Raw genomic sequence first — 23,399 nt, 5'->3', positions numbered from 1 at the left:
TATCCCGCCGCCCCCGAATACCGGCATACCGACCGGTTTGCCGAGCACTGGTACGAACGGGCGCCGGGCCGCGTACTCTGTCCCCCATTCTCAGCAGTTCCCCGCCCATATCCCTGCCGTCGTACGAAGTGAGTCCCAGCCATGCCCACCCCTCAGGACATGACGACCGACCTCGCCCCCGGCGTCCTCGACGCCCTCCAGCACCAGGTTGCCGTCTTCGCCCGCCGTGCCGAGCAGACCCGGCTCGGCGGCGTCGGCCGGGTCCACAACTCCATGGACCGCGCCGCCTACCTGCTGCTCAACCGCCTCGACCAGGAAGGCCCGATGGGCGTCAAGGCGCTCGCGGCCGGCATGGGGATCGACTCCTCGACCGTCACCCGCCAGGTCGCGCCGCTGGTGGACACGGGCCTGGTCAAGCGCACCTCGCACCCGGAGGACGGCCGTGCCGTCGTCCTGCAGCTCTCCCCGCGCGGCAAGGCCCGCCTGGAGGAGGTGCGCGCCTCGCGCCGCGAGCTGATGGCGCTGGTGACGGAGGGCTGGGCGGAGGACGAGCGCGAGATCTTCTGCAACCTGCTCACCCGCTTCAACACCGCGCTCTCCGAGATTCACTTCACCCAGGCCCCGCAGGTGCCGCCGACCTCTTGACCGGGCGCGCCACCTGCCCTGTCCTGGTGGGATGCGGGAGCGGCAGTCCGCCCGGGAACGCCGCCGGGCCCGGGAGTTCGAGGCGTTCGTCGCGGGTGCGGGCGGCAGGCTGCTGCACGCGGCGCGGCTGCTGACCGGCGAGCGGACGGCCGCCGAGCGCCTGCTGACCGCCGCCCTGGCCCGTACGTACGCCGCCTGGGACGCGCTCGGCGGCGAGGACCCGTACGACCACGCCCGCCAGGAGCTCGCGCGGTGCTACGCCCGTACGGCCTGGCGTCGCCGCCCCGCCCCCGGCGGACCGCTGGCGGCCTTCCCGCCCCGCGACCGCCTGGTGCTCGTCCTGCGGCTGTACGAGGACGTCCCCGAAGAACAGACCGCGGCCAGGCTGGGGCTTTCCGTGCGGCGCGTACGCGCCGTCTGCGCGCGGGCCGCCGCGACGCTGCCACGCGACGCCGTCATGGCCAGCCCCACGCCGCCATGAGCGGCCTCGACCGCCGGGAGGCCCGGCTCCGGAACCTGCTGGACGGCCCTCGCGCACAGGTCCCCCCGGACCTCGCCGCACGGGCCGCCGAGCGCGGCCGGCTGCTGCTGCGCCGCCGCAGGGCGCTGCGGGCGGCGGCGTGGGCGCTGCTCGTGGCGGCGGCGGTGGCCTTCGGCGTCTGGGCCGCGACCGCCGAGCCGTGGGAGGCCCGGCCGGCGCAGCAGGCCCCACCGCTGCAGACCCCGCCGCTGCGGAACCGGTGAGGACCGCCGAAGCGGTCCGCGGCGGGATCGGCCACGGGGAGCGCGGGCTCCCCGGTCCGGCTGCTAGCCCAGCGCCTGCGTGAGGTCGGCCAGCAGGTCGTCCGCCGACTCGATGCCCACCGAGGCGCGCACCAGGTCCGCCGGCACCTCGAGCTGGGAACCGGCCACCGAGGCGTGCGTCATGCGGCCCGGGTGCTCGATCAGCGACTCGACGCCGCCCAGCGACTCGCCCAGCGTGAACAGCTTGGCGCGGTTGCAGACCTCGACCGCCGCCTCCTCGCCGCCCGCGACGCGGAAGGACACCATGCCGCCGAAGGCGCGCATCTGCTTGGCGGCCACCTCGTGCAGCGGGTGCTCGGGCAGGCCCGGGTAGTACACCTGCGTCACCTTCGGGTGCGCGACCAGCAGCTCCACCACGCGCTCGGCGTTGGCGGTGTGACGGTCCATGCGCACGGCGAGGGTCTTGATGCCGCGCAGCGTCAGCCAGGAGTCGAAGGGGCCGGCGACGGCGCCCATCGCGTTCTGGTGGTAGGCCAGCTCCTCGCCGAGACCGGCGTCGGAGGTGATCAGGGCGCCGCCGACGACGTCCGAGTGACCGCCCATGTACTTGGTGGTGGAGTGGACGACGACGTCCGCGCCCAGCGCGAGCGGCTGCTGCAGGTAGGGGCTGGCGAAGGTGTTGTCCACGACCAGCTTGGCGCCGGCCTCGTGGGCGACGGCCGCGACGGCGGCGATGTCCGTGATGCCGAGCAGCGGGTTCGAGGGGGTCTCGACCCAGATCGCCTTGGTCTGCGGACGGATGGCGGCGCGCACGGCGGCCGGGTCGGAGGTGTCGGCAACCGACCACTCGACGCCCCAGCGGCCGACGACCTTGGCGAAGAGACGGAACGTACCGCCGTAGGCGTCGTTCGGGATCACCACATGGTCACCGGGCGCGAGCAGCGTGCGCAGCAGGCAGTCCTCGGCCGCCAGACCCGACGCGAAGGCCAGGCCCCGGACGCCGCCCTCGAGGGCCGCCAGGTTCTCTTCCAGGGCGGTACGCGTGGGGTTGCCGCTGCGGCTGTACTCGTAGCCGCCACGCAGCCCGCCCACACCATCCTGCTTGTAGGTGGAGACTTGGTAGATGGGCGGCACGACGGCCCCCGTCAGCGGGTCCGCCTCCTGCCCGGCGTGAATGGCGAGGGTCTCGAAGCTGTGCTGGTCGCTCATCCATCCGAGAGTACTGCCCGTTCCGCCGAACGCTCCTGTTCACTTGTAACGTACGGATGAACGATCCGCCGGTTTGTCGCGTTGTACCCTCGTCGGCCTTCGTTTCCAGCCCTCAGGACAATCATGGAGTTTTTCGTCATCCTGCTGCTCGTCGTACTGGTGTGCGGCCTTGTGGCGATGCCCGCGCTGCGCCGCCGGCGCGCCGGGCAGGCGGCCGCGGCGGGCGCCGGACCGGCCGTGGACCCCTTCGGCCCCCACGGCTTCGTGCCCCCCGGGCAGCTCGACGTGCGCCTGCCCGGCCCCGACCCGGAGCTGCTGGCCGCCGTCGACGAGGCCCGCCGCACCCAGGACTGGAAGCCCGCCGCCGACCTGCTGCGCCGCACCGACGCCACCACCGCGGCCGAGCTGCGCTGGCAGCGGGTGCAGACCCTGGCCGGCGCGGCGGTCCGCGAGCTGGCCGAGGCCCCCGGCACCGGCGGCATGTGGCTGCGCCACTGGCGCGTGGTGGCCCCCGAGGACGCGGGCGGCGCGATGGTGCAGGCCGAGTTCCTCGCCCAGCAGGCGCTGCGCGACCCCTCCTCGCAGGACTTCCGCATGATCCTCGAGGAGGCCCGTACGGTCTGCGCCGAGGCCGAGCGGCTGGCCCCCGGCGACGTGGTGCCCGCCATCACCGGCCTGGGCGTGGCGCGCGGGCTGGGCGCGAGCGAGGCCGAGTTCCAGTCCGCGTGGGAGGCCGTCACGGCCCGCGCCCCGCAGCACATGGGGGCGCATCTGGCCGCCCTGCGCTACTGGAGCGCGAAGTGGCACGGCTCCCAGGACCAGGCCGAGGCCTTTGCCCGGCGGGCCGCGGCGAGCGCGCCGCAGGGCAGCCTGCTGCCCGCGCTGCCGCTGTTCGCCGTGTACGACCACCTGCCCGACGTACAGCTGGTGCGCGGCCTGTTCCAGAGCGTGGTGATCCGCGACGCCATCGAGGCCGCCCAGTACGCCGTCACGCACGCCCCGGAAAGCCACCCGGTGCTCCCGCACGTCCGCCACCTGCTGGCCTGGTTCCTGGTGCGCGCCGAGCGCTACGGCGAGGCCCTCGAGCAGTTCCGCAAGGCCGACGGCCACATCGGCGCGATCCCGTGGACCTACGAGCCGGATCCCGTCGCCGCCTACGCCTCGTACCGCGCGGTGGCCGTCGCCGGCTGGGAATCCGGCCGGAATTCCGCGTGAACGACCGCCGTTGTAGCCGGTGACGCCCGCCGCCCGCCCCGCCGCACCCACGTTGGAGACATCCATGCTGTTCGGCCGCCGCGAGACCCGCCTGCCCACCCCCGCCGAGGCCCTGCCGGGCCGCCCGGCGCCGGAGTTCCCCCTCCAGGAGCGCCACACCGTCCTGGGCACCCCGTTGGCCGGCCCCTACCCCGAGGGCCTGGAGGTGGCCGACTTCGGCCTGGGCTGCTTCTGGGGCGCCGAGCGCATCTTCTGGCAGACCGAGGGCGTCCGGACCACCCTCGTCGGCTACCAGGGCGGCCACACCCCCCACCCCACCTACGAAGAGGCCTGCAGCGGCCTCACCGGCCACACCGAGGCCGTCCGCGTCGTCTTCGACCCCTCCGTGATCCCCTACGCGACCCTGCTCAAGCTCTTCTGGGAGTCCCACGACCCCACCCAGGGCCACCGCCAGGGCAACGACCAGGGCACCCAGTACCGCTCGGCGGTCTACACCCACTCCCCCGCCCAGCAGCAGACCGCCGAAGCCTCCCGCGACGCCTACCAGCCGGTCCTCGACGCCAACGGCTACGGCCCCATCACCACGGAGATCCACCCGGCGGGGCCCTTCTACTACGCCGAGGCGTACCACCAGCAATATCTGGCGAAGAACCCGGCGGGCTACTGCGGCATCGGCGGGACGGGCGTGAGCTGCCCGATCGGGGTGGCACAGGCCCCGTCCCCGGATGCGTGAGGGACGGCGCACCACCCACTACCGGCTGCTGCGGGGCCCATGGGGCATCTGGATCGAGCTGACGGCATCGGCGACGGTGACGGCCGGGCCGCCGGCTCGCGGTGAGCAGGTCACGGACGGGGTATGGCTCGACGCCGGCCCCGTCCTGACCCATCCCCCCACGGACCGCGAGGGCAAGCGCCTGTCCCCCGCCGAAGCGGCCTGGCTCCACCACGGCCTGACCCTGGCCGCCCCGGCCCTCACCGCCGCCGCACCGGGCCCGCACACCCTCGTCACGGTCCACCGCGTGCGGTTCCCGGAGACGGACTACCAACTGGAGGGCCTGGCAGCGGCCCTCCTCCAATGGACAGAGCAGGAATTCGACCTGCCGCCCCACCCGCTCCCCGTCGCCTTCGACCGCCCCGCCAACCGCTACGTCTACGCGTGGGCGGCACCTGCGTCAGCGGGCCGGAGACGCTCCGGGACGGCCTGAGATCATCTGGCGGTGATACCGACCACCGCCACCTCTTCCATCACCACCTTCAGCGGCTTCAGCGGCTTCAGCGGCGACTTCGAGGCGCACATCACCGTCCGTGCCGACGGTCCCGCCGACGTGGCCGCTCTCGAGGCGCACGCGGGGGCGCGCGGCGTGAAGTTCACGCACATCGTGCTCGACCGGGGGCGGACGCCCAGCCAGCCGATGCTCACACTGCGGGGGCGCGGGGCGCTGGAGGAGGTGCGGGGGGGGGTCGAGGAGGCCGCTCGCGCGCTGCGGGAGGACGGGTTCGACGTCGTACGGACGAAGATCGAGGCGACCCCGTGGGCCGAGGGGGTGCCGGGGACCGACGAGGAGGCCGTGGCGCTCGGGGAGCGCTACTACTTCGAGCACCACGTGAAGCTGCTCCTCTCGCCCGGCGCGGACACCGCCGCGCTCGCGGACGTCGCCTCCCGGCGCGCCGCCCACCTCTCGCGCAACGCCCGCCGGGTGCGCGCGGACGGCCGCACCGAGCGGTTCGTCACCCAGCGGTGCCGGCTGGTCGGCGGCCGCACGGCTCAGGAGCGGCTGGATGCGCTGGTGGCGGCGCTGCGCACGCGCTGCGATGAGATCGTTTCCGTCGAGCGGGAGTTCGTCGTGCACGACAGCGACGAGTCGCTCGACGCGGGGTGGATCGACGAGGAGGGTACGGGCAGATGACGGCGACACCGTGGGAGCGGTTCGGCTACGGGCCGTGGGACGACGACACGGTCGTCCCGCAGACGCCGCCGGACGAGGCGACGCGCGCGAAGCAGGACCTGCCGCTGACGCTGCGCCCGGTGGCCGGCGACGGCGTGCTGCAGCGTCCGGCGTACGACCCGGCGGTCAACCACCGCAGGCTGGGCATGCGGCTGAGCGAGCCGCAGTTCGCGGACGGGCGCAGGGGCGAGGCCTGGTACGCGGCCCGGCGTGTGGCCCTGGAGGAGACGCTGGCGGCCGTGGCCGGGTCCGCGTGGGCCGGGCACCTGGTGCTGCGCGGCAGCATGCTGCTCGCCACCTGGTACGGGGACGCGGCCCGCGAGCCCGGTGACCTGGACTTCGTGGTCGTACCCGGCACGTGGCGGCTCGAGGACGAGCGCACCGACGCGATGCTCGACGACATCGCCCGCGCCGCCGAGGAGCGGACGGCGGGCGGGCCGGTCCGTATCGACGCCGCCGGCGCGGTGAGCGACGAGATCTGGACGTACGACCGGGTGCCGGGCCGCCGCCTCGTGCTGCCCTGGTCCGCGGAGGACGACGGCGTACCGGCGGGCACGGTCCAGCTCGACTTCGTCTTCAACGAGAAGCTGCCCGCCCCCGCCGTGCCGGCCGACGGCACGGCCCTCATGACGGCGAGCCGCGAGGTGTCGCTCGCGTGGAAGATCCTCTGGCTGGTGACGGACCACCACCCCGAGGCCAAGGACCTCTACGACGCGGTGCTCCTCGCCGAGGACGCGGACACCCGGCTGTCGTACGAGCTGCTGAACCGGGTGCTCCTGGCCGAGGGCGAGCCCTGCGAACTCGGCTGGATCCTCTCCCAGGCCGCCGAGGCCGACTGGGACGAGTACGCCAAGGACCGCCCCCGGCTCGCCGACACCGGCGTCGGCTACCTGACCCGCCTGGCCATCGCCCTCGCCCCCACCTTCGCCCCCGCCGAGGACGGGCCGTACGCGCAACTGGCCGCCGTCTTCGCCCACCTGACGCAGACGCTGCGCGACGAGCACGAGGCGGGCGGCATGGAGGCCGTGGCGGAATGGTTCGCCTGCCGGCACGTACCCGTCGTGGAGGCGCTCGTGGCCGTACGCGAACTCCTCGGCCGCGACGAACACACCCTGCACCGGACCGCCGACGTGCTCGCGACCTTCCGCGACATCCGCGACACCCCCAGGTACCCGACCGGCTGGACCGGCGGCCCCCACGAGACGGCCACCCGCCTGGAGGCGGCCGAAGGCGACCGTACGTAGGGCGCCGGCCGGAATCAGGCCGGGCCCACCGACGGGAATGCGCCACCGTCCCGCGACGGTTGGAGGGGCCATGAGCGATCCCTTCAGCGTCACCGTCACCGTTCGTGGCTACGAGACCGATTCCCAGGGCCACCTGAACACCAGCGTCTACATGCAGTACGCCGAACACGCCCGCTGGGCGTGCCTGGAGGCGGCCGGAGTGCGGCAGAGCGCGCTGCTGGAGAAGGGGGTGGGGCCGGTGAACCTGGAGACGAACCTGCGGTTCCACCGGGAGCTGCGGGCGGGTGACGAGGTGCGGGTGAGCTGCGCGTTCTCCTGGGAGGGCGGGAAGACGTTCCGGGTCGAGCAGCGGCTGACGAAGGCCGACGGGACGCCGGCCGCCGACGTCACGAGCGTGGGCGGGCTGTTGGACCTGCACACGCGCCGACTGGTGAGCGACCCGGCGGCGCACTTCGAGGCCCTGGCGGCCGACATGCGCGTCCTCGGCATCCGAGGCGTCTGAGGTGTCTGAGGTATCCGAGGCGTCTGAGGCCTAGGGACACCCGAGGCCTCCGCCGCCTCCCCCGAACCCCGTCAGGCGCCCTGCCGGCGCGAGATCCGGGCCTCGTCCGCGGCCCGGCGGCCCTGCTCCCAGCCCTCCGCGTCCCGGCCCTTGAGCCGGTGCGAGGTGGTCTCGGGGAACAGCCGCCCGGCCGTCTCCCCCACCGCCACGTCCCGCGCCGCCAGCACGGGCAGCACCTGGGGGCGCGCCTCCTCGGCGGCGACCTCCCGCACGGCCGCCGAGAGCCGGTCGCCGACACGGCCCGCGTAGGCGATCAGGAAGGACTCGCGGAAGTCGCGGGTTCGGCGGGAGCGGCCGCGGGCGTGGTGGTCGTCGGCGGCGCGCCGCATCGCCGTGGTGGCCTGCACCAGCAGCGAGGTGTAGAGCAGCTCCACCAGCTCCAGGTCCGCGTCGAAGCCGACGACGGTGGAGAAGCCGTACTCGGACGACCACACGGCCTGGCAGTGGTTGGCCGCCGCCACCGCGTCCAGCAGCAGCGCCTTGGCGGACTCGTACGGTCCGTCGATCCCGATCCGGCAGGCCCCGGGCCCCTCGGCGGGGGCGCCGTCCTCGACGGCCAGCAGCGCCTCGTCGATCGAGTGCCGGGCCATGAGCTCCTGCGCCTTGGCCGAGAGGGCCTCGGCCTCCTCGGGGAACTGCGTCGACTCCGCCTTGGCCAGCAGCGCGCGGATCCGCCCGAGCATCCGGGGCGCGGCGGGTGCGGCGGGTGCGGCGGATACGTCGGACGCGACCCCGGGCCGTATGTGGGCGGTGCCCGGCAGCGAGCCGACCGCCCCGATCCTCGGCAAGGCGTCGACCAGCCGCAGCGCGCCGAGCGCGCACGCCGCCGTCTCGAACCGGCTCAGCCGCTCGCGCCGCGCGAACCCCTCGAGGAACGCGTCGTCCCCCTGCCACCACTCGCTCGCCTCGAGGTCCCGCAGCTGGGCCGCCCACCGCGCCCCGAGCGTCTCGGGGGCGTAGCGGCGCGCCTCGGCGGCGATGACGTCGACGGCGAAGCGGGTCTCGGGGCCGCCCAGTTCGCGGCGTACGAGCCGTACGACGTCGGCGGGCTGCCATCCGTACTCCCAGCACCGCCGCAGGATCCCCGAGCCCACCCGCAGCACGGCCCCGCTGACGGCCTCCCACCCGGCCGGCGCGGCGGCGACGAGGGACGCGGCGGCGTAGACCGCGTCCTCGAGCGCCTCCCCGCGCACCGCCCGCAGGCCGCGCAGGGCGGCGGAGACGGTCTCGAGGGGCGGCTCATTGCTCTGCACGGCGGCGGGCTCTCTTCCTTCGGGGGGAGGGGCAGCCTCCATTTTCCCGCACGCCGCTTTCGCGCACGCCGCGCGGCCCCACGCCGGGACCTGCGGCGAGAGGCCGCCACCACCCTCGTCCGGGCACCCCGGAAACGGCGAGGGCCCGGCCCCGCGGAGGATTCCGCGGGGCCGGGCCCTTCAAGGAGCGGCAGAGTCGGTCAGGAGCCGGTGGCGCTGCCCGCGACCCACTTCGCCCAGTCCATGTTCCAGCCGTTGAGGCCGTTGTCCGGGGCGATGGTCTTGTCCTCGGAGTTCTTGACCTCGACCACGTCACCGATGAGCGAGTTGGTGTAGAACCAGGCGCCCGAGGTGTTGGGGTCGTTCGCGCCCTGCTTGTCCTCCAGGCCCACGCAGCCGTGGCTGGTGTTGGAGACGCCGAAGACGCCGCTGCCCCAGTAGTTGCCGTGGATGAACGTGCCGGACGTGGACAGCCGCATGGCGTGCGGCACGTCCTTGATGTCGTACTCGCCCTTGCCGTCGGCCTTGGAGAAGCCGACGGTGGAGCCGTCCATGCGGGTCTCCACGAACTTCTCGGAGATCACCATCTTGCCGTTGTACGTCGGGTTCGACGCGCTGCCGGCCGAGATCGGGATGGTCTTGATGACCTTGCCGTCGCGCACGACCGTCATCTGGTGGGTCTTGGCGTCGACCGTGGAGACCTGGGCGTGGCCGATCTTGAAGTTGATCGTCTTCTTCTGGACGCCCTTGATGCCCGGAGCGCCCTCGACGCCGTCGAGGTCCATCTTCAGCGTGACCTGGGAGCCGGACTTCCAGTAGTCCTGCGGACGGAAGTCCAGGCGCTGGTCGTTGAACCAGTGACCGACGACCTTCTGGCCGCTGGTCGAGGTGACCTCCAGGTGGGACTGGACGGCCTTGCGGTCCTTGATCGGCTTGTCGAAGTTGATCGAGACCGGCATGCCGGCGCCGACGGTCGAGCCGTCCTCCGGCGTGAAGGAGCCGATGAAGCTGTTGGTGGGCGAGACGGTGGAGAAGGCGGAGTTCTCCGCGGCCTTGCGGCCCTTGTCGTCCTTGGCCTCGGCGATGACCTTGTACTTCGTCGAACGCTCGAGCTGGTTGTTCGGCTTCCAGGTCTTCTTGTCCGAAGATATTGAACCCTCGACGGGGGTGCCCTTGTCCGTCGTCATCTTGACGCTGGTGAGCTCGCCGTCACTGACGGTGACGTTGACGGCGTCCGTCGTGATACCGGCGTTGGTGGTGCCGCCCTTGGGCGTGATCTTGATGTGCGCCTTGGAGGCGTCCTTGGCCGCCGCGGCGTCGACCTGACCCTGGGACTTGCCCTTGCCATCGCTGCTGCCGCCGCCGCTCTTGGCGTCGTCGTCCCCACCGCAGGCGGCCAGAGTCAGTACACCACCGAGCACAGCGGCCGCGGCCACGAGGCCCTTGCGGCGCTTGCCGTACGTCATCACACGCTTCTCCATTGCTCCTGGACCCCGGAATCCCCCGAGCCGATCGTGGGGCTCGTAGGGCTACACGTATCCCGGCTACTACTTAGGGAACGCCTGCGCCGCCCGGTCCGTTCCACGCCGCCGGGGATTGTGGGGAAGACCACCCCAGTAAATCCCCTCCAGGAGCAACCGCGGCAACCGGGGTCTTGACAAAGGCCGTACGTGCCCTCCGGGCACCGTCCCACCCCCGCGACTTCCCCCCGGGCCGCCGGTATCACTAACATCGTGTCAGTCGGGACTCGCCGAAGCTCCACGACCCCCAATCTCCATCGCCGCAAGGGGGATTCATCCCGTGACCACCCGCCGCCCGCTGCTCACCGCCATCGCCGCAGGCACTCTGCTGAGCGCGATGTGGTTCGTACCGAGCGCCAACGCGACGCCCGAGCACCACCCGGCGAAGCGACAGCCCGCGAACACCGCCCCGCGCACGGCGGAGCTGGCCCTCGCGGACAGCGGCAGCGTGGACACCACGCCGTACCTCTTCGGCGGCATCGCGTTCGTCGCGGCCGGCGGCGCCATGGTCACGGCCGCCGTGCGCAGGTCGCGCACAGCGGCTCGTTAGCAGCGGACCGTCACCGGCGGGTCGTCACCGGCGGGTCGTCAGAAGTGGACCGTTCAACGACGGTCGTCCGGCGGCGGCCGTCCAGCGGCGACCCGTCAGCAACGGGCCGCCGGAAGCGGACTCGTCACCGGCGGGCCGCCGGAAGCAGCCCGCCGGAGCAGGGTCAGGCCAGCGGCCCCGTCGCGGTCTCGGCCGCCTCGACCAGGCCGCCGGCCCGGACGAACGCCTCGGCCGCCGCCAGGTCCGGGGCCAGGAAGCGGTCCCCGCCCGGGCCCTCCACGCCGGCCGCCCGTACGGCGGCGATGACGGCCTTCGCCGCCGGGCCCGGCTCCAGGCCCTCGCGCAGCTCGATCGCCCGGGTGGCGGCCACCAGCTCCACCGCGACGACCCGGCCCAGCGCGTCGATGGCCGTGCGCAGCTTGCGCGCCGCCGACCAGCCCATGGAGACGTGGTCCTCCTGCATGGCGGAGGAGGGGATCGAGTCGACCGAGGCGGGAACGGCCAGCCGCTTCATCTCGCTGACGAGCGCGGCCTGCGTGTACTGGGCGATCATCAGCCCGGAGTCCACGCCCGCGTCCCCGGCCAGGAACGGCGGCAGGCCGTGCGAACGGTTCTTGTCGAGCAGCCGGTCGGTGCGCCGCTCGGCGATGGACGCCAGGTCGGCGGCGGCGATGGCGAGGAAGTCCAGGACGTACGCGACCGGGGCGCCGTGGAAGTTGCCGTTGGACTCCACGCGCCCGTCGGGCAGCACGACGGGGTTGTCGACGGCCGCGGCCAGCTCGCGGTCCGCCACCAGGCGGGCGTGGGCGAGGGTGTCCCGGCCGGCGCCCGCGACCTGCGGGGCGCAGCGGATCGAGTACGCGTCCTGGACGCGCGGCGCGTCGTCCTGGTGGTGCCCGGTGAGCTCGGAGCCCGCGAGGACGGCCAGCATGTTGGCGGCGCTGGCGCCCTGGCCCGGGTGCGGGCGGATGGCGTGCAGCTCCGGGGCGAGGACCTTCTCGGAGCCCAGCAGGGCCTCGAGCGACAGGGCGGCGGTGATGTCGGCGGAGGTGATCAGCCGGGCCAGGTCGGCGCAGGCCATGGACAGCATGCCGAGCATGCCGTCGGTGCCGTTGAGGAGGGCCAGGCCCTCCTTCTCCCGCAGCTCCACGGGCTCGATGCGGTGCTCGGCGAGCAGCTGGGCGGCGGGGCGCACCACGCCGTCGGGGCCCTCGGCGTCGCCCTCGCCCATGAGCGTCAGCGCGCAGTGCGACAGCGGTGCGAGGTCGCCCGAGCACCCCAGGGAGCCGTACTCGTGCACGACGGGGGTGATGCCCGCGTTGAGGATGGCGGCCATGGTCTCGACGACCAGCGGCCGGACGCCCGTGTGCCCGGAGGCCAGGGTCTTCAGGCGCAGGAACATCAGCGCCCGTACGACCTCGCGCTCCACGCGGGGGCCCATGCCGGCCGCGTGCGAGCGGACGATGTTGCGCTGCAGCTGGGCGCGCAGGTCGGGGCTGATGTGGCGGACGGCGAGGGCACCGAATCCCGTCGACACGCCATAGACGGGGTCCGGCTTGGCGGCCAGGTCGTCGATGACCTGCCGCGCGGCGGCGACGGCGGCCAGCGCTTCCTCGGAGACGACCACGCGCGCGGCTCCGCGCGCTACGGAGATCACGTCCTCAGCGGTCGTTCCGTGCGTCCCCACCACCACAGTGTGCATATCCATATTCAGGCACCCTAGGGACTGAATCGCGAACTGTCACTACCCCTCTTCACCGCTCTTTCATCACAACGCCGGCGAGGCCCGAAGCCCTACCCGCCGGCCCCCTCCCCCTGCCGGCCCCTGAAGCGGCGCCGCTCCACCCCGCCCCCGGCGGGCGGCTCCGGCGGCCGGTCCGCCAGCCGCACCACCGGGTCCTCCAGGCCCCCGCCCCGCCCCGCGACCACCGGCTTCGCCGACCGCGCCGCCTTCGCCCGGTACTGCGCGGCGTCCGCCAGCCGGAACAGCCGCCGCGCCGACCGGACGTCCCCGATCGGATCCCCGGTGGAGGCCACCCCGCAGGCGACACCCTCGCCGAGCTCCAACCCGCCCGCCCGGCGGCAGAGTTCCTCGGCCACCCGCACCACCTCGTCCGCCGTCGGACCCACCGTCAGCAGGCAGAACTCGTCCCCGCCCAGCCGCGCCGCCAAGGCGCCCGGCAGCTGTGCCCCGCACACCGACAGCACCGACCCGAAACGTTCCAGCAGCCGGTCCCCCACGGCGTGCCCCAGCGTGTCGTTGACGGCCTTGAGCCCGTTCAGATCGCAGACGACCAGGCTCACGACGACGCCGCTCGCCAGATGCGACTCCACGGCCTCGTCCAGCCGGGCGTCGACGGCGCGGCGGTTGGCCAGGCCGGTCAGGGGATCCGTGAAGGCGAGCCGACGCACCTCTTCCAGCCGCTCGGTCTGCGCGATCCCGGACGCCGTCACCGCCGCCAGCACGGTCGCGAAGTCCGCGTCCGTACGCCCGAACACGGGCGCCCCGACCCGGCGCGCCACATACAGCTCACCCCAGGCGCGCCCGTGCAGGACGATGGGCGCGACCACGCAGCACCCCCGCCCCCGCCGCCGCAGATCGGCGACCCGCCGATGGCGGTACGCCCCCTCCGCAGCGCCCTCGTCAGCACCCTCGGCAGCGACCTCCGCCACGGCCCCGGCAGCGGCCCCGGCGGCCCCCTGCCCGCCGCCCTCGGCCGTCTCGACCCAGGCGTGCGGCTGACCGCCCAGCCTCCCCCAGCCGTCGCCGGTAGGTGCCCCCATCCCGTGCGGGAACTCGGTGATCTCGGGGTAGTCGTTGACCGGGTAGGACTCGTCGACGGGGAAGCGTTCCTCGCCCGCCACCCGCTCCCCGGCGTTCACCAGGACGCGCAGGCGCCCGCGCTCGCGTTCCCACACCGACACCGCCGCGAACGTCCCGCCCAGCGCGATCCGCGCGCCCTCCGCGGCGACCTCGACGGCTTCCGACAGCGCCTGCGTCGCCGCCATGGCCTGCGCCAGCTCCACCACGGCCCGCAGGCGGTCGTCGCGGTCGTAGCGCTCCCCGTCACCCACCACCCGAGCCTCACATTCAGCCACCGTGTGCAGATCCTGCACTCCAGCGTAAGAACGTTGAGCTCATTCCGCTTTACAGGGCGCAAGGCCCGCTCCCACGCCCGGCGTGGGAGCGGGCCCGGGCCGGCCCCGGCCGGGGCCGGCCTTCGTCAGGCCCCGCGCGTCACTCCCCCGGCCAGTTCGGCTTCCGCTTCTCGTTGAAGGCCGCCACGCCCTCCGTCCGGTCGCCGGAGAAGGCCACGGTCCGCCAGGCGGCGTCCTCCACCTCGAGCCCGGCCCGCAGGTCCAGCCCGTGCCCGAGTCGCAGCGCCTTCTTGGCCGCCCGTAGCCCGACGGGCGAGTTGGCGGCGATCCGCGCGGCCAGGGCGAGGGCCTCCTCGCGGTCCCGGCCGGCCTCGACGACCAGGTCCACCAGCCCCAACTCCCCCGCCTCGGCGGCCTCCACCCGCCGCGCGCTGAAGATCAGCTCGGCGGCGCGGGCGGCGCCCACCCGGCGCGGCAGCAGCTGGGTGCCGCCGCCCCCGGGGATCACACCGACCGACACCTCGGGCAGTCCGACGACGGCCGTCGTGTCCGCCACGATCACATCGCAGGACAGCGCCAGCTCGAACCCGCCGCCCAGGGCGAAGCCGTGCACGGCGGCGACGGCCGGCACGGGCAGGTCGAGGACGCCGGTGTAGGCGGCGCGCGTGTACGGGCGCTGCCGGCCGAGGTCGGCGTCGGTGAAGGAGTTGCGCTCCTTCAGGTCGGCCCCGACGCAGAAGGCACGCTCGTGCGTGGAGGTGAGGACGACGGCCCGCACCTCGCGGTCGGCCGCCAGCGCGGAGGTGGCGTCCGCGATGCACCGGCCCATCTCGGTGGACACGGCGTTCATGGCCTTGGGCCGGTCCAGCACGAGCTCGGCCACATGACCGTCCTCGTGGCGACGCACGGCGACCCACTCCCCGAACCGCTGCTCACCCGTGCTCATACGACGACCTCCGGCGAAAAGTGAACGATCGTGAACTGCCGCAGATCATCGCAGCCGCACGTCCCGCCCGGAAGGGCCTCGCTGTCCCCCGGCCGTCAGCCGTTCCGCCGCGTCAACAGCCACGGCTCCACGACGCCCAGCCCCCGCACCGGCCGCTGCCACATCGGCTGCAGGGCGAAGCGGTACGTACCGTGCTCCTCGCCGGCCTGTTCGGCCGCCGTGACCTCCGCCTCCGACTTGGGGGCGTCGCCGCTGCGCGCGAGCTCCTCGGCGAGGGCGCCGTCCACGAGGACGGCGTCCTTCGGCGCTATCGACGTCAGCCGGCTCGCCAGATTCACGGTCGTGCCGAAGACGTCGCCCATGCGCGTCGTGACCGTCCCGAAGGCGATCCCGACCCGCAGCTCCGGCATGGTCTCGTCGTGGGTGAGGGTCTCGATCAGCCGCAGCCCGATCTCGGCGGCCGTGCCCGCGTCGTCGGCGGCGAACAGCACCTCGTCGCCCAGCGTCTTGATCAGCCGCCCGCCGTGCGCGGCCACCAGGTCGGCGGCCGTGGTCTCGAAGGCCTCGACCAGCTCGCCGAGCTCCTCCTCCTCCAGGCGCCGCGTCAGCCGGGTGAAGCCGACGAGGTCGGCGAAGCCGACGGCGAGCCGCCGGTCGACCATCTCCACGTCGTCGGCCGCCTGGACGACGCGGCCGGTGGCGGCGGCGAGCTGCCGCCGCCAGACGTAGATGAGGAACTCCTCCAGCTCGGGCAGCAGCAGCTCGACCAGCGGGTAGGTGATCTCGGTGCGGCTCATGCCCTCCTGAGGCTCGGTCAGGCCCTCCAGGAAGGAGTCGATCTGCCAGTCGGCGAGCCGGGCGGTGGTCTGGCCGGTGGACCGGGCGACCTGCACGGCCATGGGCTCGCTCAGCAGCCCCGCTTCTACCAGGCCCGCCAGCCGCCGCAGCGCGAGGACGTCCGCCTCGGTCAGCGCCCTGGCCTGGCCGATGTCGGCGAAGCCCATGGCGCGCCAGAAGCGGGCGGCCAGGTCCATGGAGACGCCGGCCGCGCGGGCGGCCTGGAAGGGGGTGTAGCGCCGCTCGGCGCCCAGGATCAGCGATTCCAGCCGGAGCGCGAGGGGGTCGCCGGCCTCCTCGCCGCCGTCGTCGCCGAAGTCCTGCCCGGCGGCCTCGCGTGCGGCGCTCTCCTCCCCCATGGCCTTGCCGGCACGGGAGGTACCCCCTTCGTCGGCGGTCACCGCCCGCCCCCTGTCCGATCCGTGCGCACTGCCCTGCCGATCGCTGCTCGCCCAGTTTCCGCGCACAACGATACGTCAGGTGTGCCGTAGCTCACTCTCCCGACGGCACGGCGCTCACTCTTTACGACCTCTACGGCACTCCTTTACGTCTCTTTACGCCCGGACCGGCACACAAAATGCCCCGAACCGGTCCGGATCGCTCCCGGTGACCCTCCGGGCACCCGCCGCATGCCGTCCGGTCACTTGCCCGGGCCGGGGCCTGTGCCGAACCGTCGGACAGGCCCTACGCCCCTGCCGGCCGCAGGTGGACGATGTCGCCCGCGCCCACCGGTTCCTGCACCCCGTCGGCCGTCGCCAGCACCAGCCGCCCGTCGCCGTCGACGGCCACGGCCTCGCCGACGAGCTCCCGCCCGCCGGGCAGTTCGGCCCGTACGGACCGGCCGAGGGTGGCGCAGCCGGCCGTGTACGCCTCCTGCAGGCGGCAGCCGGCCGGGTCGCCGCCCGCCGCGCGCCACGCCTCGTACCACTCCTCCAGCGAACGCAGCACGGCCCGCAGCAGCGGGTCCCGGTCCAGCACCTTGGCCCCGGCGAGCGCGAGCGACCCGGCGGCGGGCACCGGCAGCTCGTCGGCGCGCAGCGAGACGTTGAGCCCGATGCCCACGACGACGCTGTCGCCGGCGCGCTCGGCGAGGATGCCGCCGGTCTTGCGTTCGGCTCCGTCGACCGTCACCAGCAGGTCGTTGGGCCACTTCAGGGCGGTGTCGACGCCGGCGGCCCGGGAGAGCGCGGTGGCGGTGGCGACGCCGGCGAGCAGCGGCAGCCAGCCCCAGCGCTCGGTGGGCACGCCGGGGCCGGGGGTGAGGCGGACGGAGAAGAAGAGACCGGAACGCGGCGGCGCGGTCCAGGTGCGGTCCAGCCGGCCGCGGCCCGCCGACTGTTCCTCGGCGACGAGCACCGCTCCCTCGTCGCCGCCGGAGCCGGCGAGATCGGTGTTGGTGGACCCGGTGCGCTGGACCACGTCGAGGGAGGTCCACAGGCCGCCGGGGCGGACGAGCCCGCGTCGCAGGGCGGCGGCGTTCAGCGGAGGCCGGTCGAGGTCGGACCAGCGGTTGCCAGAGGCGTCGGAGGGCGTCATAAGGCCCACCATAGGAGGCCGGGAGGGGGGAAACCGGACGGTCGCGATGTGGCCAACGACGCACTGCCGCACCGCATCCGCGCGACTACCCTACGAACCGGTAGCACAGCCTGTCCCACCCCTCTGGACGAGCAGGAGCCGCATCCCGTGTCCGAGCCAGAAGCCAACGGATTCGACATCCACACCACCGCGGGCAAGCTCGCGGATCTGCAGCGCCGGATCGAGGAGGCGACGCACGCCGGTTCCGCTCGGGCGGTGGAGAAGCAGCACGCCAAGGGCAAGTTGACGGCGCGCGAGCGGATCGACCTGCTGCTGGACGAGGGCTCGTTCGTCGAGCTCGACGAGTTCGCCCGGCACCGCTCGACCAACTTCGGCATCGACGCCAACCGCCCCTACGGGGACGGCGTGGTCACCGGCTACGGCACGGTCGACGGCCGCACGGTGTGCGTCTACTCGCAGGACTTCACCATCTTCGGCGGTTCGCTCGGCGAGGTCTACGGCGAGAAGATCGTCAAGGTGATGGACTTCGCCATGAAGACCGGCTGTCCGGTCGTCGGCATCAACGACGGTGGCGGCGCCCGCATCCAGGAGGGTGTGGTGGCCCTCGGCCTGTTCGCCGAGATCTTCCGCCGAAACGTCCACGCCTCCGGAGTCATCCCCCAGATCTCCCTGATCGTGGGCCCCTGCGCGGGCGGTGCGGTCTACTCCCCGGCGATCACCGACTTCACGGTGATGGTCGACCAGACCTCGCACATGTTCATCACCGGCCCGGACGTCATCAAGACGGTCACCGGCGAGGACGTCGGCTTCGAGGAGCTGGGCGGCGCCCGGACGCACAACACCACCTCGGGCGTGGCGCACCACATGGCGGGCGACGAGAAGGACGCCATCGACTACGTCAAGGCGCTGCTGTCCTACCTGCCGTCCAACAACCTCTCCGAGCCGCCGGCCTTCCCCGAGGAGGCCGACCTCGAGGTCTCCGGCACCGACCGCGAGCTGGACACGCTCATCCCGGACTCGGCGAACCAGCCCTACGACATGCACACCGCGATCGAGCACGTGCTGGACGAGGGCGAGTTCCTGGAGACCCAGGCGCTGTTCGCGCCGAACATCATCACGGGCTTCGGCCGGGTGGAGGGCCACCCGGTGGGCATCGTGGCGAACCAGCCGATGCAGTTCGCCGGCTGCCTGGACATCAACGCCAGCGAGAAGGCCGCCCGCTTCGTACGCACCTGCGACGCCTTCAACGTCCCCGTGCTCACGTTCGTCGACGTCCCCGGCTTCCTGCCGGGCACCGACCAGGAGTACAACGGCATCATCCGGCGCGGCGCCAAGCTGATCTACGCCTACGCGGAGGCCACGGTCCCGCTGATCACGGTGATCACCCGCAAGGCGTTCGGCGGCGCGTACGACGTGATGGGCTCCAAGCACCTGGGCGCGGACCTCAACCTCGCCTGGCCGACGGCCCAGATCGCGGTCATGGGCGCCCAGGGCGCGGTCAACATCCTGCACCGCCGTTCACTCGCCGCGGCGGAGACGCCCGAGGCGCAGGAGGAGCTGCGGGCGAAGCTGATCGCCGACTACGAGGACGCGCTGCTCAACCCGTACGCGGCGGCCGAGCGCGGCTACGTCGACGCGGTGGTCATGCCGTCGGAGACCCGCCGCCACATCGTGCGGGGGCTGCGCGCCCTGCGCGAGAAGCGCGAGGTCCTGCCGCCCAAGAAGCACGGGAACATCCCGCTGTAGGACGCTGGAATCCACGGGCCGGCCGGGAAGCCGGCCGGCCCGCCCGCCCGAGGCAACGGTCACCGACGAAGGGACGCTGACGTGATCAAGGTCGTACGGGGCAATCCGACCCCGGAGGAGCTGGCCGCCGCACTGGCGGTGGTTCAGGCGCGCGCGGCGGCCGGGGCCGCCGTCGCGCCCCCCGCCCCCGCGCGCTCGGAGTGGTCGAGCCCGGCCCGGCTCGCGGCCGCGCACCGCGCGCCGCACCCGGGCCCGCGCGCCTGGCGCACCACCTACTGGCCCGCCTGAGCCTCTCCTCCCCGTACCGCACCCGTGGCGCCTGAGTACGCGTACTCAGGCGCCACGGCCTTTCCGGCCGGAGCATGGAGGTCATGCTCTGGTCAGACCCGTCCGATGAACCACCCGAGGAACTGCGCGAGGCGCAGGCCATGCTCCGCCGGGCGGGGGTCGTGCTGGCCGTGGGGGTCGTGGTGCTGTTCTTCCTGCTGGGAATGCGCTGAGATCACAGCAGCCTCATAGTTTTGCCCCGACCGCAACCGCATTCGCCCGATTCGCGTCATGCCCAGTGATATGCCGCGAACCGGGGAGTCCTTCACACCATGAACAAGCCCGTACGCCACATAGCCGTCCTCACCGGCGCGCTCGTGCTCTCGCTGCTGGTCCGGGCGACCTGGGTGCAGTTCGTCCGCGCCGACGAGCTCTCCCACCACGAGAAGAACCGCCGCGTGGCCATCGCGAGCTTCTCCCAGCCGCGCGGCGACATCATCGTCGGAGGCAAGCCCGTCACCGGCTCGGCGGCGAGCGACGGCGACCTGAAGTACCGGCGCACCTTCACCGACGGCGCGATGTACGCGCCGGTCACCGGCTACTCCTCGCAGAGCTACGGCAGCTCCTTCCTCGAGGGCGTCAACAACAAGCTGCTCAGCGGCACCGACGACCGCCTCTTCCTGCAGCGCACCGCCGACATGATCACGGGCAAGCCGCGGCGCGGCGGCGACGTCGTGACGACCATCGACCCCAAGGCCCAGAAGGCCGCCTACGAGGGGCTCGGCGACCGCAAGGGCGCGGCCGTCGCCCTCGACCCGCGCACCGGCAAGATCCTCGCCCTGGCCTCCACCCCCTCCTACGACCCGTCGGTCTTCTCGGGGAGCGGCAAGAAGGACCAGGCCGCCTGGGACGCTCTGCAGAAGGACAAGGACAAGCCGATGAACAACCGGGCGCTGCGGGAGACCTACCCGCCCGGCTCCACGTTCAAGATCGTGACGGCTGCCTCGGCCCTGGAGAACGGCCTGACCACCGACATCGACGCCGCCACCGACTCGCCCGACCCGTGGGTCATGCCGGGCACGGTGACACGGCTCCCCAACCAGAACCCCACCGCCCCCTGCAAGAACGCCTCGCTCAACGTCGCCATGCAGAACTCCTGCAACACCGTCTACGGCAAGGCCGCCTCCGACCTCGGCAAGGACAAGCTGCGCGCGACGGCCGAGCGGTTCGGCTTCAACCAGGAGTACTTCGTCCCCGTACGGGCCGGCGAGAGCACGTTCCCCAAGGACATCAACCGGTCCCAGACCGCCATGGCCGGCATCGGCCAGGGCAGCCTGACCGCCACCCCGCTGCAGGTCGCCATGATGACCGCCGCCATCGCCAACGACGGCAAGCTGATGAAGCCCTACCTGGTCGAGGAGCTCCGCGGCCCGGACCTGTCGACGATCGAGAAGCACAAGCCGGAGCAGATGTCCCGGGCGGTCTCGCCGGAGATCGCGAAGAAGATCCAGCGGATGATGGAGGACACCGCCACCAAGGGCACCGGCAAGGCCGCCCTCATCGACGGCGTCACCGTCGGCGGCAAGACCGGCACCGCCGAGCGCGGCAAGGGTCAGAAGAACCTCGCCTGGTTCATCTCCTACGCCAAGGCCTCCGACGGCTCGCCCGTCGCCGTCGCGGTCATGGTCGAGCCCGACGACAGCGTGCCGGACGCCGAGATCTCCGGCGGCAAGCTGGCCGGCCCGATCGCCCAGAAGGTGATGCGGGCGGTCCTCGGCAGGTGAGCGCCGGCGGCGCCCGTAGGCTGGCCCGTATGACCGACAGCTCCCGCCGCCGCCTCGTCCTGGCCTCCCAGTCCCCCGCCCGCCTCGGCCTGCTGCGCCAGGCCGGGCTGGCTCCCGAAGTGATCGTCAGCGGTGTGGACGAGGACGCCCTCGACGCCCCCACCCCCGCCGCCCTGGCGCTGGTGCTGGCCGAGGCGAAGGCCGCGGCCGTGGCCGGGCAGGAGGCGGCGGCCGGGGCGCTGGTCGTGGGCTGCGACTCGGTGCTGGAGCTCGACGGCCAGGCGCTCGGCAAGCCCGCCGACGCCGAGGAGGCCACGGCCCGTTGGAAGTCCATGCGCGGCCGCTCCGGCGTCCTGCGCACCGGACACTGCGTCATCGACACCGTCACCGGCCGCCAGGCCTCGGCGACCGCCTCCACGACGGTCCGCTTCGGCGAGCCGTCCGACGCCGAGATCGCCGCCTACGTGGCCTCCGGCGAACCGCTGCACGTCGCGGGCGCCTTCACCCTCGACGGCCGGTCGGCGCCGTTCGTCCGGGGCATCGACGGCGACCCCGGCAACGTCATCGGCCTGTCGCTCCCCCTGCTCCGCGACCTGCTCGCCGAGCTCGGCACCGGCATCACCGACCTCTGGGCGTAGTCGCTCCGGAGGCGGTCCCTCCGGGCGTAGTCGTCCGGACGTAGTCCCTCCGGGCGCGGTCGCTCAGAGCGGCAGCGCCTTCGTGGCCGCGCCGACCTGCCTCAGCTGATGGAGCTGATTCAGCTTGCCGAGGCCCTTGAGGACCCCGGGGTGCAGGCTCTGGTCCTGCGGAGGCGTGGCGTCCGGCATCTCCGGGGCGCCCATCGGCGCCTGGGACTTGGCCGGGCCGCGCTTGCCGGACTTCCCCCGGCCGGGCTTGGCCGGCGCGCCCTTCGCCGGCCTGCCCTTCGCCGGCGCGGTGACGTGCAGGCGGCCCGCGTGCGAGGACGGGGGCGGCTCGACCGGCGTCGGCGCGGCGACGGCGTCTGCGGAGGACACGGACAGAGCGGCGCCGGCCAGGGCGGCCGCGGCAGCGATGCGCTTGATCATGAATTCATCAACGATGTCCCGGTATTTCGGTCACGACGCGCTGAGCCGCCCGAGTGAATTTCCGGCCCGCCAGGCATAGTTCGCGAACGACCGGCCCGCACCCCGCCCGCACCACCACCAACACACACCGCGCCCGCCCAGCCGAAGGAGCCCGCCCCGCCATGCCGCAGTCCCTGGACCGCGCCCTGGACCTCCTGGACGCCGTCGCCGCGTCCGACGGGCCCGTGCCCGCCAAGGCGCTCGCCCGCCGGCTGGGCTGCGGGCTGTCCACGGTGTACGAGCTGCTGGGCACCCTCACCGAGCGCGGCCACCTGGTCCGTACGTCCTCCGGCTATGTCCTCGGCTACCGGTTGCCGTCGCTGCACCGCGCCTTCCAGCGGCAGATGCGCCTGGCCGAGGAGGTGCAGGAACTCCTCGCCGACGCCCGCCGCGCGGCAGGGGTGGACACCTACTTCAGCACCTACCGCGACGGCCGCGTCGCGGTGCTCGCCGGGGCCGCCGCCGGCCACCCGGCCACCGGCGGCTTCGGCGTCGGCCAGGACACCACGCCGCACGCCACCGCCCACGGCAAGGTGCTGCTGGCGGCCCTGCCCCGGGCCGTCCGGATGCGGCAGCTGGCGACGACCGGCATGCCCGCCCTCACCCCGCACACGATCACCTCCCCGGAGCGACTGGACGTTCAACTGCAGCGGGTGCGCCGGGAGGGAACGGCTGTGGAGATCGAGGAGTGCGCGCCCGGAGTCGCCTGTGTGGCGGTACCCGTGCCCTCGCCGGGAGCACCGGCGGCCGTGTCGGCGGCGCTGCCGCTCGCCGAGTTCCACCGCCGCGGGCACCAGGTGACCGAGGCGCTCCGCCAGGTGGCCGTGGAGGCCGCCAAGTTCCAGCGGGCCTTCGACATCAGCCGCCCTACTGGCGGGTAAATCTGTGGGAACCGGGGCTCACGGCCCGGGTCGGCACGCAAACTTTGTGTCACCCGTTCGTAGGGACTCCACAAAGAATCGGCGCCGCCGCTCCCGGGTGAGCGCCGAGACCTTGACCACAACATCAGGCGGCCGGTGCGCGAGATTTCCCGGCGTACCGTGGAGGACCTGGGGACTTCGGCCCGCGAACGGCTCCCCCTTCACGCTCCGTGTGGGCAAGGTCACCCCGGAAGTCGGGTCGGCACAGAGTGTCGCCAGTACCTAAACTCACCTTGTTTCAAGGAGGGAGCCATCGTGCGCAAGGTGCTT

Annotated in this window: 25 protein-coding genes; 16 read left to right on the top strand and 9 right to left on the bottom strand. The window is 73.2% G+C overall.

The genetic code is table 11. From position 1 onward, the window contains the following. The first annotated feature begins 141 nt into the window (after window positions 1-141). The 3 genes from AB4K12_RS29830 to AB4K12_RS29820 are packed head-to-tail and all read left to right on the top strand — an operon-like array spanning window position 142 to window position 1,389. Window positions 142-645, top strand: coding sequence for a MarR family transcriptional regulator (locus AB4K12_RS29830; RefSeq protein WP_362252116.1), 504 nt, complete (start codon window positions 142-144; stop codon window positions 643-645). Window positions 646-676: 31 nt separating this feature from the next. After that, complete coding sequence (locus AB4K12_RS29825; RefSeq protein WP_368437793.1) at window positions 677-1,126, top strand: sigma factor-like helix-turn-helix DNA-binding protein; 450 nt, start codon at window positions 677-679, stop codon at window positions 1,124-1,126. Continuing rightward, a complete protein-coding gene (locus AB4K12_RS29820) occupies window positions 1,123-1,389 on the top strand; it encodes a hypothetical protein (RefSeq protein WP_368437791.1) in 267 nt (88 codons plus the stop codon). Before AB4K12_RS29825 ends, AB4K12_RS29820 begins: the two co-directional genes overlap by 4 nt. 63 nt (window positions 1,390-1,452) lie before the next feature. Here the strand turns inward: AB4K12_RS29820 and AB4K12_RS29815 are convergent, their stop codons facing one another. Next, window positions 1,453-2,598 carry a cystathionine gamma-synthase gene (locus tag AB4K12_RS29815; protein ID WP_368437790.1) on the bottom strand — a complete coding sequence of 382 codons (1,146 nt, stop codon included), beginning with the start codon at window positions 2,596-2,598 and terminating at the stop codon, window positions 1,453-1,455. A gap of 123 nt (window positions 2,599-2,721) precedes the next feature. On the opposite strand from AB4K12_RS29815, the gene AB4K12_RS29810 reads away from it, so the two are divergent. From AB4K12_RS29810 to AB4K12_RS29785, 6 genes are all read left to right on the top strand, one after another. Beyond that, window positions 2,722-3,813 carry a hypothetical protein gene (locus AB4K12_RS29810; RefSeq protein ID WP_368437788.1) on the top strand — a complete coding sequence of 364 codons (1,092 nt, stop codon included), beginning with the start codon at window positions 2,722-2,724 and terminating at the stop codon, window positions 3,811-3,813. A gap of 64 nt (window positions 3,814-3,877) precedes the next feature. Beyond that, on the top strand, window positions 3,878-4,546 hold the full coding sequence (gene msrA, locus AB4K12_RS29805) for a peptide-methionine (S)-S-oxide reductase MsrA (protein WP_368437785.1): 669 nt from the start codon (window positions 3,878-3,880) through the stop codon (window positions 4,544-4,546). Continuing rightward, a complete protein-coding gene (locus AB4K12_RS29800) occupies window positions 4,539-5,018 on the top strand; it encodes a hypothetical protein (RefSeq protein WP_368437783.1) in 480 nt (159 codons plus the stop codon). The genes msrA and AB4K12_RS29800 overlap by 8 nt, the downstream gene beginning before the upstream one ends. 12 nt (window positions 5,019-5,030) lie before the next feature. After that, the gene (locus AB4K12_RS29795; RefSeq protein WP_368437781.1) at window positions 5,031-5,720 is read left to right on the top strand and encodes a hypothetical protein; all 690 of its coding nucleotides are present in this window, start codon (window positions 5,031-5,033) and stop codon (window positions 5,718-5,720) included. Continuing rightward, complete coding sequence (locus tag AB4K12_RS29790) at window positions 5,717-7,003, top strand: nucleotidyl transferase AbiEii/AbiGii toxin family protein (protein WP_368437779.1); 1,287 nt, start codon at window positions 5,717-5,719, stop codon at window positions 7,001-7,003. The genes AB4K12_RS29795 and AB4K12_RS29790 overlap by 4 nt, the downstream gene beginning before the upstream one ends. 70 nt (window positions 7,004-7,073) lie before the next feature. After that, on the top strand, window positions 7,074-7,505 hold the full coding sequence (locus AB4K12_RS29785) for a thioesterase family protein (protein WP_086566354.1): 432 nt from the start codon (window positions 7,074-7,076) through the stop codon (window positions 7,503-7,505). A 71-nt stretch (window positions 7,506-7,576) separates the two neighbouring features. On the opposite strand, the gene AB4K12_RS29780 is transcribed toward AB4K12_RS29785, so the two are convergent. Continuing rightward, window positions 7,577-8,818 (bottom strand): DUF2786 domain-containing protein, encoded by a 1,242-nt coding sequence (locus tag AB4K12_RS29780; RefSeq protein ID WP_368437777.1) that lies wholly within the window; start codon window positions 8,816-8,818, stop codon window positions 7,577-7,579. 200 nt (window positions 8,819-9,018) lie between these two features. Continuing rightward, window positions 9,019-10,299: an Ig-like domain-containing protein gene (locus tag AB4K12_RS29775; RefSeq protein ID WP_368437775.1), complete on the bottom strand. Its 1,281-nt coding sequence runs from the start codon at window positions 10,297-10,299 to the stop codon at window positions 9,019-9,021. Between the two features lie 319 nt (window positions 10,300-10,618). Between AB4K12_RS29775 and AB4K12_RS29770 the strand changes: the two genes are divergently transcribed. Further along, complete coding sequence (locus AB4K12_RS29770) at window positions 10,619-10,888, top strand: hypothetical protein (RefSeq protein WP_368437773.1); 270 nt, start codon at window positions 10,619-10,621, stop codon at window positions 10,886-10,888. A 163-nt stretch (window positions 10,889-11,051) separates the two neighbouring features. Here the strand turns inward: AB4K12_RS29770 and hutH are convergent, their stop codons facing one another. The 5 genes from hutH to AB4K12_RS29745 form a co-directional block, all read right to left on the bottom strand. Then, a complete protein-coding gene (gene hutH / locus AB4K12_RS29765; RefSeq protein WP_086566348.1) occupies window positions 11,052-12,590 on the bottom strand; it encodes a histidine ammonia-lyase in 1,539 nt (512 codons plus the stop codon). Window positions 12,591-12,682: 92 nt separating this feature from the next. Next, the gene (locus AB4K12_RS29760; protein WP_368437919.1) at window positions 12,683-13,897 is read right to left on the bottom strand and encodes a diguanylate cyclase; all 1,215 of its coding nucleotides are present in this window, start codon (window positions 13,895-13,897) and stop codon (window positions 12,683-12,685) included. Window positions 13,898-14,126: 229 nt separating this feature from the next. Beyond that, complete coding sequence (locus AB4K12_RS29755; protein ID WP_368437771.1) at window positions 14,127-14,933, bottom strand: enoyl-CoA hydratase/isomerase family protein; 807 nt, start codon at window positions 14,931-14,933, stop codon at window positions 14,127-14,129. Window positions 14,934-15,028: 95 nt separating this feature from the next. Next, complete coding sequence (locus tag AB4K12_RS29750) at window positions 15,029-16,129, bottom strand: adenylate/guanylate cyclase domain-containing protein (protein WP_362252192.1); 1,101 nt, start codon at window positions 16,127-16,129, stop codon at window positions 15,029-15,031. Window positions 16,130-16,454: 325 nt separating this feature from the next. After that, window positions 16,455-17,306 (bottom strand): biotin--[acetyl-CoA-carboxylase] ligase, encoded by an 852-nt coding sequence (locus AB4K12_RS29745; RefSeq protein ID WP_368437769.1) that lies wholly within the window; start codon window positions 17,304-17,306, stop codon window positions 16,455-16,457. Window positions 17,307-17,453: 147 nt separating this feature from the next. On the opposite strand from AB4K12_RS29745, the gene AB4K12_RS29740 reads away from it, so the two are divergent. From AB4K12_RS29740 to AB4K12_RS29720, 5 genes are all read left to right on the top strand, one after another. Further along, complete coding sequence (locus AB4K12_RS29740; RefSeq protein ID WP_368437767.1) at window positions 17,454-19,052, top strand: acyl-CoA carboxylase subunit beta; 1,599 nt, start codon at window positions 17,454-17,456, stop codon at window positions 19,050-19,052. A gap of 81 nt (window positions 19,053-19,133) precedes the next feature. Then, on the top strand, window positions 19,134-19,340 hold the full coding sequence (locus AB4K12_RS29735; protein ID WP_086574544.1) for an acyl-CoA carboxylase subunit epsilon: 207 nt from the start codon (window positions 19,134-19,136) through the stop codon (window positions 19,338-19,340). An 83-nt stretch (window positions 19,341-19,423) separates the two neighbouring features. Next, window positions 19,424-19,552: a morphogenic membrane protein MmpB gene (gene mmpB, locus AB4K12_RS29730; RefSeq protein ID WP_278186344.1), complete on the top strand. Its 129-nt coding sequence runs from the start codon at window positions 19,424-19,426 to the stop codon at window positions 19,550-19,552. Window positions 19,553-19,651: 99 nt separating this feature from the next. After that, a complete protein-coding gene (locus tag AB4K12_RS29725) occupies window positions 19,652-21,103 on the top strand; it encodes a peptidoglycan D,D-transpeptidase FtsI family protein (RefSeq protein ID WP_368437764.1) in 1,452 nt (483 codons plus the stop codon). Window positions 21,104-21,132: 29 nt separating this feature from the next. Next, a complete protein-coding gene (locus AB4K12_RS29720) occupies window positions 21,133-21,741 on the top strand; it encodes a nucleoside triphosphate pyrophosphatase (protein ID WP_086574540.1) in 609 nt (202 codons plus the stop codon). Between the two features lie 63 nt (window positions 21,742-21,804). On the opposite strand, the gene AB4K12_RS29715 is transcribed toward AB4K12_RS29720, so the two are convergent. Continuing rightward, complete coding sequence (locus AB4K12_RS29715; protein WP_368437762.1) at window positions 21,805-22,170, bottom strand: hypothetical protein; 366 nt, start codon at window positions 22,168-22,170, stop codon at window positions 21,805-21,807. Window positions 22,171-22,331: 161 nt separating this feature from the next. Here AB4K12_RS29715 and AB4K12_RS29710 point away from each other — a divergent pair, with 161 nt between their 5' ends. Continuing rightward, a complete protein-coding gene (locus AB4K12_RS29710) occupies window positions 22,332-23,090 on the top strand; it encodes an IclR family transcriptional regulator C-terminal domain-containing protein (RefSeq protein WP_362263432.1) in 759 nt (252 codons plus the stop codon). Window positions 23,091-23,399 lie beyond the last annotated feature (309 nt).

This window comes from Streptomyces sp. C36 (genome assembly GCF_040932295.1).
Taxonomy (GTDB): Bacteria; Actinomycetota; Actinomycetes; order Streptomycetales; family Streptomycetaceae; genus Streptomyces; species Streptomyces triculaminicus.
This window is presented reverse-complemented; position numbering and strand designations above follow the sequence as displayed.